The sequence below is a fragment of the Blautia massiliensis (ex Durand et al. 2017) genome (assembly GCF_001487165.1).
Taxonomy (GTDB): Bacteria; Bacillota; Clostridia; order Lachnospirales; family Lachnospiraceae; genus Blautia_A; species Blautia_A fusiformis.
Map to the genome: position 1 here is coordinate 1396805 of NZ_LN913006.1, position 20668 is coordinate 1417472.

Sequence of the window (20668 nt, forward strand, 5' to 3'; positions counted from 1 at the left end):
TCATAACTCCTCTAATATCACATTGGAAATCGCCGCAATATCTTCGGCGTGGTACTTGTCAGCCAGTTCATGGATCTTTATGACCTGACTGCGGATGTTCAGGAATTTCTCGACCAGATGAAGCTTCTCTTCATATTCTTCCAACGTCCGATTGCACCGTCTGATCATATCATGCACACCCTGTCTGCTGATGCCAAGTTCCTCAGCAACCTCACTTAAGGAATAATCCTCAAATACCACACTGGTGTACACCTGCCGCTGCCTCTCTGTCAGAAGCTCTCCATAAAAATCAAATAAAAATGTCTGCTCTACAAATTTCTCCATCTGTAATCACCTTGGCTATCATACACGATTCCATCATACCTGTCAAGGGTTTTTGCTTTACAAATTTATTTTTTCCTGAATTTCACAAAAAAAGGCCGGAAAAGCACTTTTCTGCTGGGTTTTGCAGGCTTTTCCGACCTTTGTTATTCTATTTACTTCTTATTAATAAATGTGATATCTTTTCCATATTCTTTGATCAGCTTCGGAAGATCATTAACAGACATACAGCCCTGCCCTTTTTTCCGCACTTGTTTTGCCACACCCCAATATAAAAGGCTTGTTTCTGCACTTGTTTTCTCCTTATGATTCTATTATACTGTAAATCAAAAGAATCACACTTCCACATAACATGGCTATTATTCCTATTTTTTCCTACAAAATATAGGAAGGAGGATTTTCCTTGAAACTCAGTGCAAAACTCATCTGCTATCATTTACAGAAATCTTTTCCCCTGCATACATCCAGGCTGGATACAATTCCTTCCCTTTCCTGCCCTTCCTGCTTTGAAAAGAACACCTCTCTTCAGGATGGGCGTGTTTACCTTATCACAGATCCGGATTTTCAGCTCACTTTTCATCATCCCAAAAATATTCTGTTCCTGATGATTGGAAAAATCTATCAGAACTACGAATTAACTCAGCCAAACATGTGTATCATCCCTGAAGATATTCCGGTCAATATTGTCTTTAACAGGATTCAGGATATTTTTATCCTCTATGATCAGTGGAATCAGTCCCTGATGGATTCCCGTCTCCGGAACGCATCTATCCAGGAGCTTCTAGATCTTACAGCTTCCGTTATCCCTAATCCAATAATGCTGATCGGTATGGATTTTACTATCATTGCCTCCAGAGACTGGAATCTAAGTGATCTTTCCAATTCTGTTTTGGGTTCCACTGAAAATTCCTGGGCTATTGTGGACAGCCTGAAGCAGGATCCTCATTACGAAGAGGCTTTTTATAAAACCGGATATTTTTATTATCCGGGAAATGGCCTTACTGCTCCTTCTCTTTGCGTAAATATCTCCAATAGTGATAAAGCAGTATACAGGCTGATGTTTTCCGAAGGTGAGGTTCCCCTGGATGATACGTTTGGTTTTGTTCTGGAGTACCTTTCCCAGATGGTATCCCATGCACTTTCCACAGGTATCATGCACAGTCGGGATAAAGCTTTTCCTCTTCATCAGATTTTTATGTCCATTCTGACAGATCCCGGAGCTGATTATGTAAAAATCAGTCAGCAACTGACAAATGTGGGATGGCTTTCTTCCCATATGTATCAATGCATCCTGATCCAGACCGGACTGATCGACCAGAAAAATCTGACACTTAATGCCATCTGTAACTATCTGGAAAATACAATTCCTGCCACCTGTGCCACGGAACATAAAGGCAATGCTGTGCTTTTTATCAATCTGGATCTCTGCACTCTGACTATCCATGAGATTTCCGATAAGATCGAGGGCTTTATCAAAAGCAGCATGTTAAGCGCCGGATACAGCCGGAAGATGCTTGGACATTTTAATTTCCACCGGCAATACACGCAGGCTTCTGTTACCCTGCAGGTTGGAAAACGCAAAAATCCCGCAGAAAGTATCCACTATTTTGACTCCATCGCTCTGCCCTATATTCTGGAACAGGCAACCAAAAAGCTTCCTGCTTACATGATCTGTCACGAAAAGCTTCTGTCAATGAAATATAAGGATGAGGCAAAGCAATCTCATCTCTATGAAACACTGCGTTGTTTTCTGGAGCACAACCAGAACATTTCTCATACTGCCAGCGCTTTATTTATCCACAGAAGTACTCTTCTTTATCGTCTGGATAAGATCAAAGCTTTTCTGGATTCAGATCTTACAGACAGAAACGAGATCCTGTATCTGTTGCTTTCTTTTCATCTGATGGATATGGAAGAAGAAAACCGGAATGCAAGATCATAAAAAACGGAAACTCTCTTAAATATTTAGCGTTTTCCCAGCTGCCAAAATGCAACTGCACTGGCTGCCGCCACATTCAGTGAATCCACACCGTGTGCCATTGGAATACATACCGTATAATCACAGTCCGCAATGGTCTCCGAAGCAAGGCCATCCCCCTCTGTTCCAAGAACTACTGCCAGTTTTTCTTCTGCCATCAAATGAGGATCATCAATATCAAAGGAATCCTCCCTAAGAGCCATGGCTGCCGTCTTAAATCCCATCGCTTTCAGAGACCGGATTCCTTCCGTTTTCCACTCTGTTTTTTCATCAAAAAATGTCCATGGTATCTGGAATACGGTTCCCATGCTGACACGGATCGCACGGCGGTACAATGGATTGCTGCACCCCGGTGTCAGCAGCACCGCATCCATCCCAAGAGCCGCCGCAGAACGAAAGATCGCGCCTATATTAGTAGGATTTACCACATTTTCCAGAACTGCGATCCTGCGGGCATTTTTGCATACATCGACTATATCAGGAAGCGCCGGCCGGCGCATTGCACAGAGCATTCCTCTTGTCAGCTTGAATCCAGTCAGCTGCGTCAACACATCAAATTCTGCCGTATAAACCGGGATGTCTTCACAACGACGGATCAGTTCTTTTGCCTCACCCTCAACATGTTTATGTTCCACCAGAAAAGAAATCGGCTGGCACCCGGAATCTAAAGCTCTCTCAATAACCTTCGGGCTCTCCGCAATAAAGATCCCCTTCTCCGGTTCTGCCCGGTTCAAAAGCTGTATCTCCGAGATCCTGGCATATACATCCAGCTCCGAAGCGTTGAAATCTGTGATTTCTATGATATTTGACATGGTTATTTTTCTCCTGTTCTGTCTTCTTGTTTTCATCCTGCTATTGTAACAGAATCTCTTTGCAAAAGAAAGCCAGGTGTTATATGTTTCCACCTGGCTTTGCTGCTACTTGTAAAACAATTTGTTTATATTCAGATTCTCACTTCCATCCACCGGATCATATCCCCGATCACTTCATCTTTACAATACTCATTCAGGATCTCATGAAAAAGTCCGCCGTAGATCTTCATCTGCTTGTCTTTTGATCCTGCTTCTTTAAAGAAATCATAGGTATCCTGTACACTTACCAGACCGTCTTTCTCGCCGTGTGTCATAAGGACCGGATAATGGAACTCTGCTTTTTTCTCTTTGAACCAGTCAAGTCCGTCGCAGATCGCATAGCATAACCCCGCTGTAAAGGACTGTTTATTGTATGGATCTTTTCCGTACCAGTCTACCACTTCCTGTACAGAGCATACACCTGAACCCAGCTGATTGGCAAGGCGCGTATGTACATCCATTTCTCCCGGCACACCACGTATCAGATTGCCGTTATCTGCGGTCAGCGCACCACTGGTAATGATCCCCCGGAGCTTTTTGTCCGGATATTTGGCTCCGTACAGAGAAACTGTAAAGCCTCCCATGCTGTGTCCAAGAAGAAATACCGGGATATCCGGATTTTCTTCAATTGCCATATCCACAACTACGTTGGTGTCGTCCAGAAGCTCGTTGAAATCTGAATAAAAAGTCTCTTCACCCTCAGACCGTCCATGTCCTCTGTGATCAAAACGATAGGTTCCGATTCCCGCCTCATGAAGTTTTTCCGCAAAATAATCGTACCTGCCTTGGTGCTCACAAAGTCCGTGGACAATCACGATCACAGCTTTATTGTCTGCTGCTGTTTCTTTTTTCAGATACAGTTTCGTTCCGTCAAACGATGTGATCATACTTTCACCCATAATAAAACCCTCCCTTTTCTTTCTGCGAGATACATATCCCCATTATATGTCTCACGCTATCTGATAGATTTATCATATCATGAAATCTGTATTTTGATAACCCCTATTACTAATTATCAGCAATTATATGATTTTTACAAAAAGTAATGAAAAATAGAGGAGTGACATATTTTGTTCTCTGAACTATAATCACCTCAGTACAAAGGGGCTGTCGCACTAAAAAATTAGTGCGACAGCCCCTTCTTTTTTCATTGTTAGGGCAAATCCCTAACAAAAACGGCAGCGGAATATCTACATTTCCGCTGCCTGAATTTCTTATTCTACTTCTTCCGGCTCCATGCTGAGCATATGGCCTTCCTGATTTCCAATATCATATTTCTGTCCGTATTCCTTGAAATACTGGTAGTAGTCCGCACTGTTTGTGGGATAGATCTTGGAATCGTGAATATGAAGATCAGATCCTGTCTCTCCGCTCTTCATAAGTGCCACCATAGCACTTGCACAGTGAGTTGCGATACGACAGAAACTGTTAAGGATATCACTAAATACCGTTCCCTCTTCCAGTCCGCATTTGCCCTGGCTCAGTCGCTCTGCATGACGCATCTTCAGTACATCACAAAGTCCTGTGATCACAGCTCCGAGAGGTGCTACTCTCTGTGCCATTTCTTTATCGTCTTTCATGAAAGCATTGCAGGTTATATTGATATCCTCACGAACTGCCTCCATAACAACATTCAGCTCATCCCAGGCTTCCTGTGAAAAATTCGTATGGTTATCATGCATTTCATTGGACATATGAGCAATGTAAGAAGCATGATCACCGATACGCTCAAAGTCATTGATCGTATGCAGATACAGTGAAGTCTGTCTTGTCTGTGCAGAATTCATCTCTCTCTTTGTCAGCTGGATCAGATACTCTCCTAGACGACTTTCATACTTGTCGATCAGATCCTCTTTTCGCTGAACCTTATCATACTTATCCTGCTGATAATCATTCAGAAGATTCATGGCTCTGTTGACATTCTTACGGAGCTTCTTGGACATTCCGTTCATTACACGGTGACACTGTGCGATAGCAAGGGCCGGGTAATTCAGAAGACGCTCTTCCAGAAGATCAAAGTCTGCCTCATCTTCCAGATCTTCTTTGTCATCCTTCACAAGCCAGCATACCAGCTTCTCGATCTTTGAAATAAACGGGAACAGCACGATAACCGTTGCCAGACGGAACACCGTATTCAAAAGCGCGATCGCTACCGGTGTCATGGTCATATCCATAAATGTAAAATGTACAAACGCATTCACGGTATAAAAGATCACAGACCAGAGGATCAGCCCAAACAGGTCATTGATCAGATATACAAGAGCAGTTCTTTTACCGTTCTTATTTGCTCCGATGGCTGAGATCAGAACTGGACATGCAGCACCAACACCGATACCAAGAACGATCGGAAATGCACTTGCAAATGTCAGGATACCGGTTACGGAAAGAGCCTGGAGCACACCGACTGTTGCAGACGCACTCTGGAGTACCGCAGTAAAAGCGATACCTACGAGAATACCCGCGATCGGATTGGAAAACATAGTCAGCATCTTGATGAACATCGGACTCTCACGCAATGGAGATACCGCACCACTCATCATCTGCATACCTGTCATCAGGATTGCAAAACCAAGCATGATATTTCCCACGTTCTTATGTAAGGTACGCTTACAGAACATACGGAAAATAATACCAACTACAGCCACAACAGCAGAAATAGTTGCTGTGGAAAGAACACTAGCGATTCCATTTGATCCTTCAATATAAGAAAGACATAAGATCCAGCCAGTAATACTGGTTCCGATATTGGCTCCCATGATGATACCGATCGCCTGTTTCAGTTTCATCATACCGGAGTTTACAAAACCGATCACCATAACTGTCGTCGCAGAAGACGACTGGATCACACTGGTAACACCAGTACCAAGTGCGACACCCTTCAGCGGAGTATTGGTCATCTTATAAAGAAATGCTTCCAGCTTATTACCAGCTGCCAGCTTCAGACCATCGCCCATTAGGGACATACCAAACAAAAATAATGATACTCCACACAACAAAGATAAGATCATTGAAAAAATTGCCATAATTTTCTCCTTTGTCATACTCGCTTCCTGTCATAATCTGTCAGGAGCCATGTTATCCTGAAAATGCAACTTTACATTTCCTTAATCTGGATTTTTCTTATTTTTAACATTTTCCCATTTATTATGCCACATCAATTTCCATATTACAACAACAGATTTATTTCGAAAATAAAAAAATCGAAGGCAGCGGATCATCTTCCAAAACTCTGCCTTCGAAATGAGTATTTTTGAGTTATTTTTCACAAAATTTTTTATTTTTCCAGGCGCATCAGCATATCATCCAAAATATTTTCCAGGTACTCTCCCGTTGTTCTTTCCCCTTCTTTTTTTATCTGGAGCATCGCTTTCATATCTTCATCAGACAGACAGATGATCAGTTTCCCGCTTTCCCGTAGACTTCCCCGTGCAGCCATTTTCGCATGTTTATCCGCTCCTTTTCTGGAAATAATGATCGCAACTTTACGGAGAGCTTTTTCGTACAGATATTTTTCTGTAGTGTAAATTTCCCTCTGAGTAATAGGCTTTTCATAGTTTTTAAACTCGAACACGATATACTTCGTAGAAAAATACTTACAGATCGTGTCAAAAAAATCCTGTGTCACCCCGTTTTTGATCTTACAGCACATGTCAAAACGATACAGATCTTCCTCTGTTGTCTTCTGCTGCTCCCACAAAGTCAGATATTCTCCAAGGATATATTTCAGAATAGAAACACAAAGTTCCTCATATTTCTTGAAAGCTGCACTACCGGTCTCCAACACTTTTAACTGCGCTATATAGCTGTCAGCAACCGATTCCGGATCCGTATTCTCCATCTGGCTGCTTTCCTCAAAGATAAAAGGCTCCGGTCTCTCCGGTTCTATGTTTTCCACCGAATAATTCAGAATCGAGATCAGTTCGTTCTTCAGTTCCGGATAGTCCTCAAAGAGCCACAGCACATTTCGGATGTCCCAGACATATCCAAGCTTCGCCTCTTCGTACTTTCTCTTAGTCTCATCAGAGACCAGATTCGCCACTACACAGATATTTTGTAATGGCAGATCCTTTTTCTGATCTGACACTGCTTTTCCAACCAGACGGCTATAACTCTGCAACCGTTTAAGTGTAGCGATTTCTTTGGAATCACTGTACATTCTGGTCATAAAGACCCATTCATCGCTTTGGAAAGAAACCCCTTTATATGTAAGGTATTTTTCAAAAAGCTGCTTAAAGCGGGCCATATTTTCCCAGTTTTTCATCTGCACATCACCCTCTGAATTTATATAGGGTTCTACGCAGAGATTGCGAACGACCTGTTCTGTCACTTTTATGTTCGGCGCATATATCAGGCTTCTGTACATCCGGCTTTTGTTTGGCACAGAACGTGGAAAATCTTCCGGAAATCCCTTTAATCTGGCTATTTCTTTGTGTGTGATCTTATGATAGACGCCATGGATACGGATCAGCGGCATTTTTATCAGATTCAGACGAACCTGCCCGGATTCCCGATAACCGCCTTTTTCCCAACACAAAACGCTGTCACCGGCATGCGAAGCATCAATCTTCTCTTTCGCAAAATCAATTCTGTAATACCAGGAATCCTGTGGATTCATTTCCACCCAGCCATCCAACAGGATACTACTCTTATGGACCTGCACCGGCATGATCATATCCGAAGCATTCACTCTTTTTGAAACAATATATGCAAATTCTTCCCGCAGCGGAAATGCAGTAACCTCCGAACTCTGGATATTTTTATGCGTGATATGGTATCCATATTCTTGCAGCTGAAAAATGTGCTCCTTTATGAACCCTTTCCATAATTGCTTTTTCATAACAAAAAGAATGGCCGGCGGTCGTCTTCTTTGCACCAGGGTCAAACTATAAAACACCTCTTCTGCTTTCGACTGCGTCAGATCAAAAGCCCAGACATCACTGTCCGGAACTGTGGCAGGATCTATGGAAGAAAGGCTGCATGCAGTTACATTTTGACTTATATTTTCCTGATAGATCTCTATCACTTTTCTGTCCGGCTCATATGCTTTCAAAATCTCATAACCGGCATTTTGAAAACCAAGAGTCAGCGCACCGATACCGGCATTAAAGATCACCACTGTATTCTTCATATATTTTTTCCTATCTTATTATTTGTACTGTGACAGCAGCTCCAAAAGCTTACCACTGTTGATTGGTTTGTTATAATTGATCCCCACAAGCCAGGATATTCCCTGTACATTTCTGTAAAGACTCCGGATAATTTTTCTCCTTTATCTGCTCTATGGCTGTCCGGGCACTCTGGTTTCAGTTCAATCTCCTCTCTGGCACTACCGGCATAAGCATGTACCCGTCACCCCTTCTTAATATCCCCTGAAAAGCAAAATAATTTCACAGCATCATATGTCTATATGATACCATGAAACTATTTTTGCGTAAAGATTTTATAAAAAAGCCTCAGAGTATTTTCGCATATACATACTCTGAGGCTTTCTCTATAGTCCATATATATTTTTTACTCCACTGTCACGCTCTTCGCCAGATTTCGTGGTTTATCCACATCCAGTCCTTTGGCTACGCTTACGTAGTAGCCCAGAAGCTGAAGCGGGATCACTGCCAGGGATGTTGCAAAGTGCGGGTCTGTTTTCGGGATGTAGACGGTGAAGTCTGCGGTATCCTCGATATTGTAATTACCAAATGTGGTCAGGCCCATAAGGTAGGCGCCGCGGCTCTTACACTCAACCATATTGCTGACTGTTTTTTCGTAGAGATCCGGCTGGGTCAGCACACCGATCACAAGAGTCCCGTCTTCGATCAGGGAGATCGTTCCGTGTTTCAGCTCTCCGGCAGCATAGGCTTCAGAGTGAATGTAACTGATCTCTTTCATCTTCAGACTGCCCTCCAGGCTGATAGCGTAATCAATTCCTCTTCCTACAAAGAAAGCATCTTTTACATTTGCCTGTTTTGAGGCAAACCACTGGATACGTTCCTTATCTTCCAGGATCTTACAGATCTTATCCGGAAGTATCTGCAGTTCACTGATATAATTGCTGTAGGCTTCTTCTGTGATCGTTCCTCTTACCATTGCAAACTGGATCGCAAGTGTATAAGCTGCGATCAGCTGTGTGCTGTACGCCTTGGTAGTAGCTACAGAAATCTCCGGTCCGGCCAGAGTATAAAATACATTATCAGCCTCACGTGCAATGGAAGATCCCACTACATTAACGATTCCCAGTGTACGAATACCATTTTCCTTGCATTTACGAAGTGCTGCAAGACTGTCTGCTGTTTCACCGGACTGGCTGATGATCACTGCAAGGCTGTTGGTGTTAAGGGCCATTTTTCGGTAACGGAATTCGGAAGCGAGCTCTACCCTTACCGGGATCTGTGCAAGATCCTCGATCACATACTGTGCTGCCATTCCTACGTGATAAGCGGAGCCGCAGGCTATGATATAGATCTGCTGGATGTTCCGGATGCTTTCTTCTTCCAGGCCAACTTCACTGAGGTCGATCTTTCCATCCTTGAGCACGGAATTCAACGTATCCAGTACTGCCTTTGGCTGTTCATGGATCTCTTTCATCATGAAATGCTCATATCCGGCTTTTTCCGCTGCTTCTGCATCCCATTCAATGGTTTTCAGCTCTTTCTCGATCTCATCTCCATCAAGATTGTAGAAGGTGACTTCGCCTTTTTTCACACGCGCCATCTCCAGATTGCCGATATAATATACATTGCGGGTGTATTTCAGGATCGCCGGTACGTCAGAAGCGATAAAGGATTCATCTTCTGCCACTCCAAGGATCATGGGGCTGTCTTTTCTGGCTACATATATTTCACCCGGATAATCCTTGAACATGATCGCAAGGGCATAGGAACCACGGATACGTACCATGGAATGTGTGATGGCATCCACCGGTGTTCCCTCATATTTCTTGTAATAATAATCGATCAGCTTGACTGCTACCTCGGTATCGGTCTCAGAATAGAAAGTATAGCCTTTACGGGTGAGCTTATTTTTCAGTTCCTGATAGTTCTCAATGATGCCGTTGTGGACTGCTACGATATTACCGTCGTCTGTCATATGCGGATGTGCATTGTTCTCAGAAGGTTCACCATGAGTTGCCCATCTGGTATGACCGATACCACAGGTTCCCGGTACAGTCTCTCCGCCGTTTGTCTTTTCTGACAGAACTTTCAGTCTTCCCTTGGCTTTGATCACTTCCGTCTCGTCCTCGCCGTCACGTACGGCGATTCCAGCGGAATCATATCCTCTGTATTCCAGCTTGGAGAGTCCATCTAAAAGGATCGGAGCTGCCTGGTGTCTACCTGTAAATCCTACAATTCCACACATATTTATCTGTCCTTTCTGTCTATGCAGGTATTTTCGCAAAAGACCGGGCTGTTACATCATATGCAACAGTCCGGTCAGAAGTTTCAGTTATTGCAATATAACACGTCCTACAGTATAGCACGTACCACTCTCGGTTTGCAACCCGCTTTTTCCAGAGCTGCAACGATCTGATTCTTATGATCTGTTCCGAATGCTTCCATAGTGATCCGAAGTTCTACGGCTGCATTTCGGTTGGTACTTACAAACTGGTTATGATCCAGTTTGATAACATTACCCTGATTTTCAGCGATCACACTTGCAACACGTACCAGTTCACCTGGCTTATCCGGAATAAGTACGGATACGGTAAAGATACGGTCACGCTGGATCAGTCCGTGCTGTACAACCGATGACATAGTGATCACATCCATATTTCCACCGCTTAAGATGGAAACGATCTTCTTATTCTTTACATCCAGATGACGGAGAGCTGCTACAGTAAGAAGTCCGGAGTTCTCTACGATCATCTTGTGGTTTTCTACCATATCCAGAAAAGCCACGATCAGCTCATCATCATCGATGGTAATGATATCGTCCAGATTTTCCTGGATATATGGGAAGATATTTTTTCCCGGAGTCTGTACTGCAGTACCATCTGCGATAGTATTTACGTGAGGAAGCGTTACGACCTCCCCTTTCTCCAGAGATGCCTTCATACATGCTGCGCCTGCCGGCTCAACACCGATGACTTTGATGTGTGGGTTCAGAAGCTTCGCAAGTGTAGAGACACCTGTAGCAAGTCCGCCCCCTCCGATCGGTACCAGAATGTAATCTACAAGCGGAAGTTCCTGTACGATCTCCATGGCGATAGTTCCCTGACCGGTTGCTACTGCCGGATCGTCAAATGGATGGATAAAGGTATATCCTTTTTCTTCTGCAAGGGCAAGTGCGTGTGCGCAGGCTTCGTCATATACGTCGCCGTGAAGGATAACCTCCGCACCGTAACTCTTGGTGCGCTCTACCTTGATCAGTGGTGTGGTAGTTGGCATGACAATGACTGCTTTTACTCCATATTTATGTGCAGCATAAGCAACACCCTGGGCATGATTTCCTGCAGATGCAGTGATCAGACCTTTGTTCCTCTCTTCGTCAGAAAGTGTGCTGATCTTGTAATATGCGCCACGCACCTTATATGCACCGGTACGCTGCATATTCTCTGGCTTCAGATAAACCTTATTTCCCGTCATATCTGAGAAATAACTGCTGTATATCAGCTTTGTTTCCTGTGTCACTTCTTTTACTTTTGCTGCCGCTTCCTCAAAGCTCTCTAATGTAAGCATTTGTATTTAGCTCCTTTCTTCTACGTCAAAGAGGGCGTTTACAAATGCGTCTGCATCAAATTTCTGCAGGTCATCGATACTTTCGCCTACTCCGATGTATTTTACTGGTATGTCAAGCTCAGACTGGATCGCTACTGCGATTCCGCCCTTGGCTGTACCATCAAGTTTGGTAAGAATGATTCCGGTAACGTTTGCGACCTCGGCAAACTGTCTTGCCTGGGAAAGCGCATTCTGGCCCGTGGTTCCGTCAAGAACTACCAGTGTTTCCAAATATGCTTCCGGATACTCACGTTCCAGAATACGGTAAATCTTGCGAAGCTCTTCCATAAGGTTTTTCTTATTATGAAGTCTTCCTGCGGTATCGCAGATCAGAATATCTGCATTTCTGGCTTTGGCTGCTGCCACTGCATCATAGACAACAGATGCCGGATCTGCTCCGTCCTGGCCGCCGATGATCTCAACGCCTGCACGGTTGGCCCACTGTGTCAGCTGCTCCCCGGCTGCCGCACGGAAGGTATCTGCTGCTCCGAGGATGACCTTTTTTCCCTGATCCTTTAATTTACCGGCCAGTTTGCCTACAGAGGTAGTCTTACCTACTCCGTTGACACCGATCACAAGGATCACGGATTTCCGGTTCTCAAACTCATATTCTGTGCTTTCTACCTGCATCTGTTTTTTGATGCTGTCGATCAGAAGCTGTTTGCACTGGGACGGCTCCTTGATATGCTGCTCAGCAACCTGCTCCTTTAAATGCTCCAGAATGGAGGTGGTTGCGTTAATGCCGATATCTCCCATGATCAGGATCTCTTCCAGTTCTTCATAAAAATCATCATCAATACTGGAAAAACCGCTGAAAATGGAATCAAAGCCGGCAACGATATTGTCTCGCGTTTTGGTAAGTCCGCTTACCAGACGTTTAAAAAATCCTTTTTTTTCTTCTGCCATACTGATTCATCCCCTCTGCTACTGGGTAAGCTGGTTCTCTACTAAATCTACGGATACCAGCGTGGATACCCCTTTTTCCTGCATGGTAATTCCATAAAGCCTGTCTGCTGCATTCATGGTACCACGTCTATGTGTTATTATAATAAATTGTGTGTTCTTCGTCAACTTCTGAAGATATCCCGCAAAACGTCCTACATTGGAATCATCCAGTGCAGCCTCGATCTCATCCAGAAGACAGAATGGTGAAGGCTTCAGATTCTGGATAGCAAAAAGAAGTGCAATGGCTGTCAGTGCTTTTTCTCCACCGGAAAGCTGCATCATGTTCTGAAGTTTTTTTCCGGGCGGCTGGGAAATGATCCGGATCCCTGCCTCAAGGATATCCTCGTCTTCCGCAAGTTCCAGAGTTCCCCGGCCTCCGCCGAACAGTTCTTTGAAGGCTTTGTCAAATTCTTTCTGGATCTCTCCGAATTTTTCGCTAAACTGCTTCCGCATACCCTCATCCAACTCCTGGATGATCTGTTCCAGCGTTTTTTCCGCTTCCAAAAGATCGTTGTACTGACCGCTTAAGAACGTATGCCGTTCCAGAAGTTCTTTGTAATCCTCAATGGCATTGACGTTGACAGAGCCAAGAGCTCGGATCTCGTCCTTTAATTTATGGATCTGCTGCTTCATCACATGCCTGTCATTCATTTCTTCTTTCCTGTACTGCAAGGCATTATTCGGAGTGATCTCGTATTCTTCCCACATATAGGAAATCCTTGCTTCCCGGTTCTCTTCGATCTTTTCTGCCTGAGTCTTCAGTCGGAAGCATTCTTTGTCCAGAAGACTGATCTGGCCAGACAGCTCATCACGCTTTTCAAAAAACTCCTTATGGCTTTTTGTGCGCTCTTCCTTTTCCTGCTGCCATTTTTCCAGCTGTTTTGCAGCCACCTCTTCTTTTGCGGCAAAGCCTTCGATCTCCTTACGGACCTTGTCGATCGTCTTTCTCTTTTCTGCAGTTTCCTGGCTGCCTTTTTCCAGAGAATCCAGAATTTCTTCCCTCTCTTTCGAAAGAACTTCGATTTCCTCTTTCAGGCGCCGCAGATTTTCCTTTATGAAGCTTTCCTTCTGCTGGGATGCAGATGCGTCAAGACGGATCCTTTCCAGCTTCTCTGAAGTCTCCGCTTCGTCCTTTTTCCAGTCCTCCAGCTCCTTCTGCCGGGTCTCGATAAACGTTTCCAGCTCTTCCTCATCCCTTTTGGATGCTTCAAGTTCCTGCGTGATCTTTATGTTATCTGCCTGCATGTCTCTTGCCTGAAGACGGATCTCCTCCTGCTCCCTCTCGATCCTGGTATAACCGCCGCGGATCTCCTCCGCTTTTTTCTCCAGCTGTTCAATGTTCAACCTAGCTGTATTCTGCTGAATGGATTGTTCCTGAAATTTCTGCTGCAGCGCCGCCACAGTATCACGCATCTCATTTCTTCTGCTGCGGTTATCTTCCATGGACTGTCGGATCTCATTATACCCGGCTGCCAGCTCTTTTACCTTCTTTTCCAGTTCCTCGATCTCACGACGACGCCCAAGAAGATTGCTGTTGTTCTTAAAAGCTCCACCGGTCATGGAACCGCCTGGACTTAAGGATTCTCCCTCCAACGTTACCATACGGATACTGTGTCGGTATTTTCTGGCAATGGCAATAGCATGATCGATATGATCCACCACCAGCACTCTGCCAAGAAGATATCCGATCAGACCGTCATATTCCTTCTCTGCAGTTACCAGGCCACTGGCAAGACCAATAGCTCCCGGTTCGTTCAAAGCACCTCTCTGATTAAACTCGCCTCTTGAAGAAATGCTGTTTAACGGGAGAAAAGTCGCACGACCATACCGGTTTTTCTTCAGGAATTCGATCATCTGCTTAGCAGTCTGCTCGTTATCCGTAACGATATTCTGAATACTTCCGCCAAGAGCTGTCTCAATAGCGATCTCATAATTTTTTTCAACGTGAATGATATCCGCCACTACGCCACGGATCCCAGGAACATGATTCTTCTGTTCCATGACACGGCGGATACTGTTTCCATATCCATCATAACGTTCTGTGATATTGCGGAGGGATTCCAGTCTGGATGCCTCTCTATGATAGGACGTCTGTTTCTTTTCCAGCTGTGTATTCTGCTGTTTAAGGGTTTCCTGTATGGCATGTATCTCTTTTGTAAGACGGCTGCCTTCTTCTCTGGTTTCCTGAATGGCCTTCGTGATAGTGTCGTATTCCTTCTGTGCCTGATCGATCGCTGACTGCTGCTCCTCTTCCTGGGTTTTCAGGGAAAGGATCCTCTGACTGATTCCTGCTTTCCGGATATCCAGCTGCTCCTTCATGGCATCAAAACGCTGTGCCTTACCTTTGGTGTTTGCACGGGAATTAAGGATCTCAATGATCTCATTCTTACCATCTTCCACTGCCTGGGTGCATTCTTCGATGCTGCTCTGGATATTGTCCATTTTTTTCTGCTCGTCAGCAAGTTTTCTGTCGATCTCCCGTAAATTTGCCTGAAGATCTGCTTTTTGCTCTTCCAGAGCCTCCTGGTCTGTAGATTTTTTCTCCGTATCTTCCTGAACTGCTAAAAGACGGCTGCGATAATGACTGTCATTCTGCTCTCCTGCCAGGATCTGTTCATGAAGAACATTGATCTCACCGGACAGCTGTTGTTTACGGATAGCACGATCCCGGCTTTCTTCCCTCAACGCCTCCATCCGCTCATTCAGCTCTTCCAGTATTTTTTCCAGACGTTCATATTCATCCTTGGTACGACTATGAGCATCCTGGGCTTCTTTTAACTGATTTTCTGCGATCCTGGTTTTTTCTTCCAGCTCGCGGATCAGATTTCCGGTGTGTTCATATTCCAGGAGGAACATATTTATATCCAGCTCTTTCAGATTTTCTCTTTTTGCCAGATATATTTTTGCAGTCTCAGACTGACGTTCCAGCGGTTCCAGCTGCTTGGTCAGCTCACTTAAGATGTCCGTGACACGGACCAGATTCTGTTGTTCTTCCTCAAGCTTCTTCAGTGTGGTATTTTTTCGTCTTTTAAATTTGACGATCCCGGCTGCCTCGTCAAAAAGCTCTCGGCGTTCTTCGGGTTTTCCACTTAAGATCTTATCGATCTGACCCTGTCCGATGATGGAATATCCTTCTTTTCCGATACCGGTATCATAGAACATCTCATTGATGTCCTTTAAACGACAGGAGCTGCCGTTGATGCGGTATTCGCTCTCACCGGAACGATACAGTCTTCTGGTAACGGTTACTTCTTCAAAATCCACCGGGAGCTTGTGATCGCTGTTATCAAGTGTAATAGCCACGGACGCAAAGCTCAGAGGCTTGCGAAGCTCCGTTCCTGAAAAGATAACATCCTGCATATTCCCGCCTCGAAGCTGCTTGGCGCTCTGTTCTCCCAGAACCCAGCGGACTGCATCACCAACATTACTTTTTCCGCTGCCGTTAGGTCCTACGATGCCGGTGATCCCGTTATGAAATTCAAAATTTATTTTCTGTGCAAAGGATTTAAATCCCTGCACCTCTATATTTTTCAGATACATTGGCCACCTGCTGTTATTTTATACTGCGTATTGCCTCTAGGGCTGCAGCCTGTTCTGCTGCCTTTTTTGTATGGCCGGTTCCGGTTCCCATACTTTTTCCATTGATCAGCGCCTCCACAGTAAAGCTCTTGCTGTGGTCCGGTCCCTCTTCTTTCAGAAGACGATATTCCACCGGATGATTTCCGCCTTCCTGTACCATTTCCTGAAGCACTGTCTTGCTGTCATAAAAAATCCTCTTATCCTCCAGATCGTTCAGGATAAATTTCATAACAAAAGCCTGTGCCGGTTCAAATCCACCGTCCAGATACATAGCCCCGATCAGAGATTCCAGGGCATCAGAAACGATGGAATCTCTTTTACGACCGCCCATCATTTCCTCACCTCTTCCAAGGAGGATAAACTCCGGAAGCCCGAATTCTCTTGCACAGTAGGCAAGACTCTTTTCACATACCATGCTGGCACGTTTCTTGGTCAACTCACCTTCCTGATTATTCCGGAATTTTTTGTACAGGAAATCACTGCTGATCAGCTCCAGCACCGCATCTCCAAGAAACTCCAGACGCTCATTGCATCCAAGCTTTCCAAGGTGTTTTTCGTTGGCATAGGAGCTGTGTGTCATTGCCTGCTCCAGTAAAGATTTTGCGGTAAACTGGTATCCGATAGTCTGCTCCAGCTTTTTTAAATTATTTTCCATTTCTTCTTCCCTTCGTTACTCGGCGAAGAGTCTCCACTGCATCGCCGACAGTAACGATCTCCTCGGCTTCCTCCGGGGCGATACGAACATCAAAAGTTTCCTCCAGATCAATAAGAATCTGAAAAAAATCCAGAGAATCCACTCCCAGATCATCCACAAAGGTAGTTTTTTCTGTAATGGCATCCATATTTCTTCCCAGAGTTTTTTCGATGATGGTCTTCAGCATTTCCAGTTCCACGACTGTTCGCCTCCTGTTCTGTCTGTAATATTTCCGGCAATCCCGGTTTTATTTTTTTTCGCTTTTTTCTTCTGCCTGTGCTTTCTGCTCGGCTGCTATAAACTCCTCGATCTTTTCATTGATCTTCTCTTCCTTAAACTGCTCGCACTGAAAGATCGCATGACGGATTTCTACGCTTTTGGCACTTCCGTGGCTTTTGACCACAAGACCTTTCAGACCAAGAAGCGGTGCTCCGCCATATTCACTGGCATCAAATGATTTTAAGGTTTCCTTAAGAGCAGGTTTTACCATCAGAGCTCCCATTTTACTGCGAATGTTTGTCATCATACCTTTTTTGATCATAGATATCAGAGTAGCTCCAACACCTTCATAAAGCTTGAGGATCACATTTCCTACAAAAGCTTCACAGACTACTACATCTGCATAACCTGACGGGATATCTCTCGCCTCAATACTTCCGATGAAATTGATATCCTTACATGCTTTTAACAGAGGGAAGGTAGCCTTTACCAGCGCATTGCCCTTTTCTTCCTCAGCACCGTTATTAACGATAGCAACTCTCGGTTTCTTAATACCCACTACATTTTCCATATAGATGGAACCCATCTGCGCAAACTGTACCAGATGATCTGGTCTCGCATCTACATTGGCACCACAGTCGATCAGAAGGGAAACGCCCTTTGCCGTAGGGATCAGCGGAGCAAGAGGTGGTCTCCGGATCCCTTGGATCCTGCCTACGATCACCTGGCCTCCTACCAGTACCGCACCGGTGCTTCCGGAGGAAACAAAGGCATCGGCCTCCTGTTTTTTTACAAGATTTAATCCCACTACAATAGAGGAATCTTTCTTTTTCTGGATAGCCATGACCGGAGGTTCCGCAGTCTCGATCACCTGAGACGCATGCACCACACGAATCCTGTCCTTAGGATAATCCGGGTATTTCCGAAGCTCTGCTTCGATCACATCCTGTACTCCTGTAAGGATAACCTGGATGTTCTCTTTTTCTTTCACAGCTTCCACTGCGGCTTTTACCGGTTCCTCGGGAGCATTGTCACCACCCATTGCATCTACAACGACTTTTACCATTTCTGACATATTTTGTCCTTTCTCTGTCCGAAATCTTTTCGGAATGCATATGGTACACTGTAGTGAAAATCCTCATACACATCCGTATAAGGATTTTCATTGCAGAGTACCAAAAGTTAAGCGGATATTCGAAATCCGCATTCGCTACCTACTCATAACCGAATAACTGCTTTGCAGTTTATCCGGTTAACGTACCGTTATTTATGATACTAGAGTTTTGCCTGAGAAGTCAATATCTTTTACTCTTTCTGATTTTCAATCTGTTCTGCAAGATCATTTAAATATACCCAGCGATCCATTTTTTCGTCCAGCTTCTGCTGGATTTCCTGCTGCTCGTCGGAAAGCTCCCGGAGTTTTCCCGCATTTGTGGCATTGGCAGCCATCTCTTTGTCAATCTGCTCCAGACGTTCTTCCAATGCTGCGATGTCATCGTCAATAGTGTCAAATTCTTTCTGTTCTTTATAGGTGAATTTCAGTTTCTGTTTCCGGTTCTGTTTCCAGGTATCTGCAGCGGATTTCTTTTTCTCAGGCTCAGCTGTTTCTCCCTGTACTGTACCGCCATTCATATCTGAACGCGTTTCCAGAGACTGTCCCTTTCTTTCCTTTGCTTCCAGATAATCCGTATAACCGCCCTCATACTGGACAAGCCGGCCATCTCCCTCAAATGCCATAATACGGTTCACCACATTATCCAGGAAATAGCGGTCATGGGACACCGTGATCACGATGCCGGAAAAAGAATCCAGATAGTCCTCAAGAATGGTCATGGTGGGAATATCAAGATCATTTCCGGGCTCATCAAGAAGAAGAACATTTGGCGCCTCCATCAGAACCTTCAAAAGATACAGTCTTCGCTTCTCACCTCCGGAAAGCTTCTCCACCGGAGTGTACTGCATGGCCGGATCAAAAAGAAATCTCTCAAGCATCTGGGAAGCTGTGATCCTTCCTTCTTTTGTCGGAACATATTCCGCCACCTCACGGATATAATCGATCACCCGCTGTCTTCCATCCATATCCGGAACGTTTTGGGCAAGATACCCGATACGGATCGTTTCTCCGATCTGAATCTCTCCGGAATCCGGCAAGATCAGTCCATCTGCCATTTTAAGAAGTGTGGACTTACCGCAGCCATTTGGTCCGATGATCCCGAGACGCTGATCACGAAGAACAATATGATCAAAATCATTGATCAAAAGACGACCTTCGATGGTTTTACTTACATGATGAAACTCTATGGTTTTCTTTCCCATACGGGTCTCAATGGAATCCATTTCCACATTCTGCTCTTTCAGCGGGGTTTTTCCCGCCTTCAGTGCTTCCAAACGGTCAAGCCTTGCTCTCTGTTTTGTACTTCTGGCACGACAGCCTCTTGCTGCCCATTCCAGTTCCATCCGAAGTACACTGCGGCGCTTCCGGTCACTGGCAAGCTCCATTTCCTCTCTCTGCGCTTTCAGCTCCAGAAATCTGGAATAATCTCCTGCATAGGAATATAATTTTCCGTGGCTGATCTCCAGGATCCGGTTTGCCACACGATCCAGGAAATAACGGTCATGAGTGACCATGATCACCGTCCCACGAAAATTCCGGAGAAAATCTTCCAGCCATATGACCATTTCTCCGTCCAGATGGTTGGTAGGCTCATCCAGGATCAGAATGTCAGCCGGATTTAAAAGCATCCTTGCCAGTGCCACTCTTTTCTTTTCACCACCGGAAAGATTATCCATATTAATATTCTGATCGGTAATACCAAGTGTATTCAGCATGCGTCTGGCCTCACTTTCGGTACTCCAATCCTTCTGCCATTTGCCTTCTGCCACATAGTCCAGAATGGTCATATGCTGCGGAAATTCCGGAGTCTGGGGAAGCCAGCTGATCCGGATCCCGTTCTGGGTGATCACCTGCCCTTCGTCCGGTTCTTCCTCTCCAGCAATCACGCGGAGCAAAGTAGTCTTACCGGTTCCGTTTACACCGATGATACCTATTTTTTCTCCCTGATCGATGCCGCAGGAGATATCATCAAATATCACCTTATCTCCAAAAATTTTGTGGATATGTTCTATATTAAGAATGTTCATGCGCATTTTCTCCGTTTTCTTCCAAAGTATATAAAAATCATTTCCATGATAGCGAATTTCCACGATTCCGTCAAGAATCACTGTTATGACAGGGGAAAGGGCTGTACCTCAAATCTGGAAGTACAGCCCTCTTGGAGGATTGTTTTTTATCTGGATCTTGGTCAACAGTTTCTGGTGTCGCCAGCTGCTGCCCTTATTTTTCGTATATCCACCGCCTTTCGTATCTTTTGAC

General features: G+C 44.7%; 14 protein-coding genes. 1 reads left to right on the top strand and 13 read right to left on the bottom strand.

The features are described 5' to 3' along the window. Positions 1-324, bottom strand: coding sequence for a YlxM family DNA-binding protein (ylxM, locus tag BN3261_RS07445; RefSeq protein WP_015525222.1), 324 nt, complete (start codon positions 322-324; stop codon positions 1-3). Positions 325-724: 400 nt separating this feature from the next. Here ylxM and BN3261_RS07450 point away from each other — a divergent pair, with 400 nt between their 5' ends. Next, positions 725-2263: a PucR family transcriptional regulator gene (locus tag BN3261_RS07450; protein ID WP_059085895.1), complete on the top strand. Its 1539-nt coding sequence runs from the start codon at positions 725-727 to the stop codon at positions 2261-2263. 23 nt (positions 2264-2286) lie between these two features. Here the strand turns inward: BN3261_RS07450 and BN3261_RS07455 are convergent, their stop codons facing one another. The 12 genes from BN3261_RS07455 to BN3261_RS07510 all read right to left on the bottom strand — a co-directional run bounded on the left by BN3261_RS07455 (position 2287) and on the right by BN3261_RS07510 (position 20436). Next, positions 2287-3111 (bottom strand): TrmH family RNA methyltransferase, encoded by an 825-nt coding sequence (locus BN3261_RS07455; RefSeq protein ID WP_059085896.1) that lies wholly within the window; start codon positions 3109-3111, stop codon positions 2287-2289. A 131-nt stretch (positions 3112-3242) separates the two neighbouring features. Then, a complete protein-coding gene (locus tag BN3261_RS07460; RefSeq protein WP_015525224.1) occupies positions 3243-4049 on the bottom strand; it encodes an alpha/beta hydrolase in 807 nt (268 codons plus the stop codon). 315 nt (positions 4050-4364) lie between these two features. Then, positions 4365-6173 carry a Na/Pi cotransporter family protein gene (locus tag BN3261_RS07465; protein ID WP_059086898.1) on the bottom strand — a complete coding sequence of 603 codons (1809 nt, stop codon included), beginning with the start codon at positions 6171-6173 and terminating at the stop codon, positions 4365-4367. A 251-nt stretch (positions 6174-6424) separates the two neighbouring features. After that, a complete protein-coding gene (locus BN3261_RS07470) occupies positions 6425-8278 on the bottom strand; it encodes a DNA cytosine methyltransferase (protein WP_059085897.1) in 1854 nt (617 codons plus the stop codon). A 383-nt stretch (positions 8279-8661) separates the two neighbouring features. After that, positions 8662-10500, bottom strand: coding sequence for a glutamine--fructose-6-phosphate transaminase (isomerizing) (gene glmS, locus BN3261_RS07475; RefSeq protein ID WP_059085898.1), 1839 nt, complete (start codon positions 10498-10500; stop codon positions 8662-8664). Between the two features lie 107 nt (positions 10501-10607). Further along, positions 10608-11819 carry a threonine ammonia-lyase gene (ilvA, locus tag BN3261_RS07480; RefSeq protein ID WP_015525229.1) on the bottom strand — a complete coding sequence of 404 codons (1212 nt, stop codon included), beginning with the start codon at positions 11817-11819 and terminating at the stop codon, positions 10608-10610. Between the two features lie 6 nt (positions 11820-11825). After that, positions 11826-12764, bottom strand: a complete 939-nt coding sequence (ftsY, locus tag BN3261_RS07485; RefSeq protein ID WP_015525230.1) for a signal recognition particle-docking protein FtsY — start codon at positions 12762-12764, stop codon at positions 11826-11828. A gap of 18 nt (positions 12765-12782) precedes the next feature. Further along, positions 12783-16343, bottom strand: coding sequence for a chromosome segregation protein SMC (gene smc, locus BN3261_RS07490; RefSeq protein WP_059085899.1), 3561 nt, complete (start codon positions 16341-16343; stop codon positions 12783-12785). Positions 16344-16356: 13 nt separating this feature from the next. Beyond that, the gene (gene rnc / locus BN3261_RS07495; RefSeq protein ID WP_021652555.1) at positions 16357-17037 is read right to left on the bottom strand and encodes a ribonuclease III; all 681 of its coding nucleotides are present in this window, start codon (positions 17035-17037) and stop codon (positions 16357-16359) included. Next, a complete protein-coding gene (locus BN3261_RS07500) occupies positions 17027-17275 on the bottom strand; it encodes an acyl carrier protein (RefSeq protein WP_021652554.1) in 249 nt (82 codons plus the stop codon). The genes rnc and BN3261_RS07500 overlap by 11 nt, the downstream gene beginning before the upstream one ends. 48 nt (positions 17276-17323) lie before the next feature. Then, positions 17324-18370 (bottom strand): phosphate acyltransferase PlsX, encoded by a 1047-nt coding sequence (gene plsX, locus BN3261_RS07505; protein ID WP_059085900.1) that lies wholly within the window; start codon positions 18368-18370, stop codon positions 17324-17326. A gap of 230 nt (positions 18371-18600) precedes the next feature. Next, a complete protein-coding gene (locus tag BN3261_RS07510) occupies positions 18601-20436 on the bottom strand; it encodes an ABC-F family ATP-binding cassette domain-containing protein (protein ID WP_022427037.1) in 1836 nt (611 codons plus the stop codon). Between the last annotated feature and the right edge of the window lie 232 nt (positions 20437-20668).

Bases quoted from the DNA above. Each gene is read 5' to 3' on its own strand.
- ftsY (WP_015525230.1), bottom strand. From the start codon at position 12,764: ATGGCAGAAGAAAAAAAAGGATTTTTTAAACGTCTGGTAAGCGGACTT.
- BN3261_RS07465 (WP_059086898.1), bottom strand. From the start codon at position 6,173: ATGGCAATTTTTTCAATGATCTTATCTTTGTTGTGTGGAGTATCATTA.
- plsX (WP_059085900.1), bottom strand. From the start codon at position 18,370: ATGTCAGAAATGGTAAAAGTCGTTGTAGATGCAATGGGTGGTGACAAT.
- BN3261_RS07470 (WP_059085897.1), bottom strand. From the start codon at position 8,278: ATGAAGAATACAGTGGTGATCTTTAATGCCGGTATCGGTGCGCTGACT.
- ylxM (WP_015525222.1), bottom strand. From the start codon at position 324: ATGGAGAAATTTGTAGAGCAGACATTTTTATTTGATTTTTATGGAGAG.
- glmS (WP_059085898.1), bottom strand. From the start codon at position 10,500: ATGTGTGGAATTGTAGGATTTACAGGTAGACACCAGGCAGCTCCGATC.
- BN3261_RS07460 (WP_015525224.1), bottom strand. From the start codon at position 4,049: ATGGGTGAAAGTATGATCACATCGTTTGACGGAACGAAACTGTATCTG.
- rnc (WP_021652555.1), bottom strand. From the start codon at position 17,037: ATGGAAAATAATTTAAAAAAGCTGGAGCAGACTATCGGATACCAGTTT.
- BN3261_RS07510 (WP_022427037.1), bottom strand. From the start codon at position 20,436: ATGAACATTCTTAATATAGAACATATCCACAAAATTTTTGGAGATAAG.
- smc (WP_059085899.1), bottom strand. From the start codon at position 16,343: ATGTATCTGAAAAATATAGAGGTGCAGGGATTTAAATCCTTTGCACAG.
- BN3261_RS07455 (WP_059085896.1), bottom strand. From the start codon at position 3,111: ATGTCAAATATCATAGAAATCACAGATTTCAACGCTTCGGAGCTGGAT.
- ilvA (WP_015525229.1), bottom strand. From the start codon at position 11,819: ATGCTTACATTAGAGAGCTTTGAGGAAGCGGCAGCAAAAGTAAAAGAA.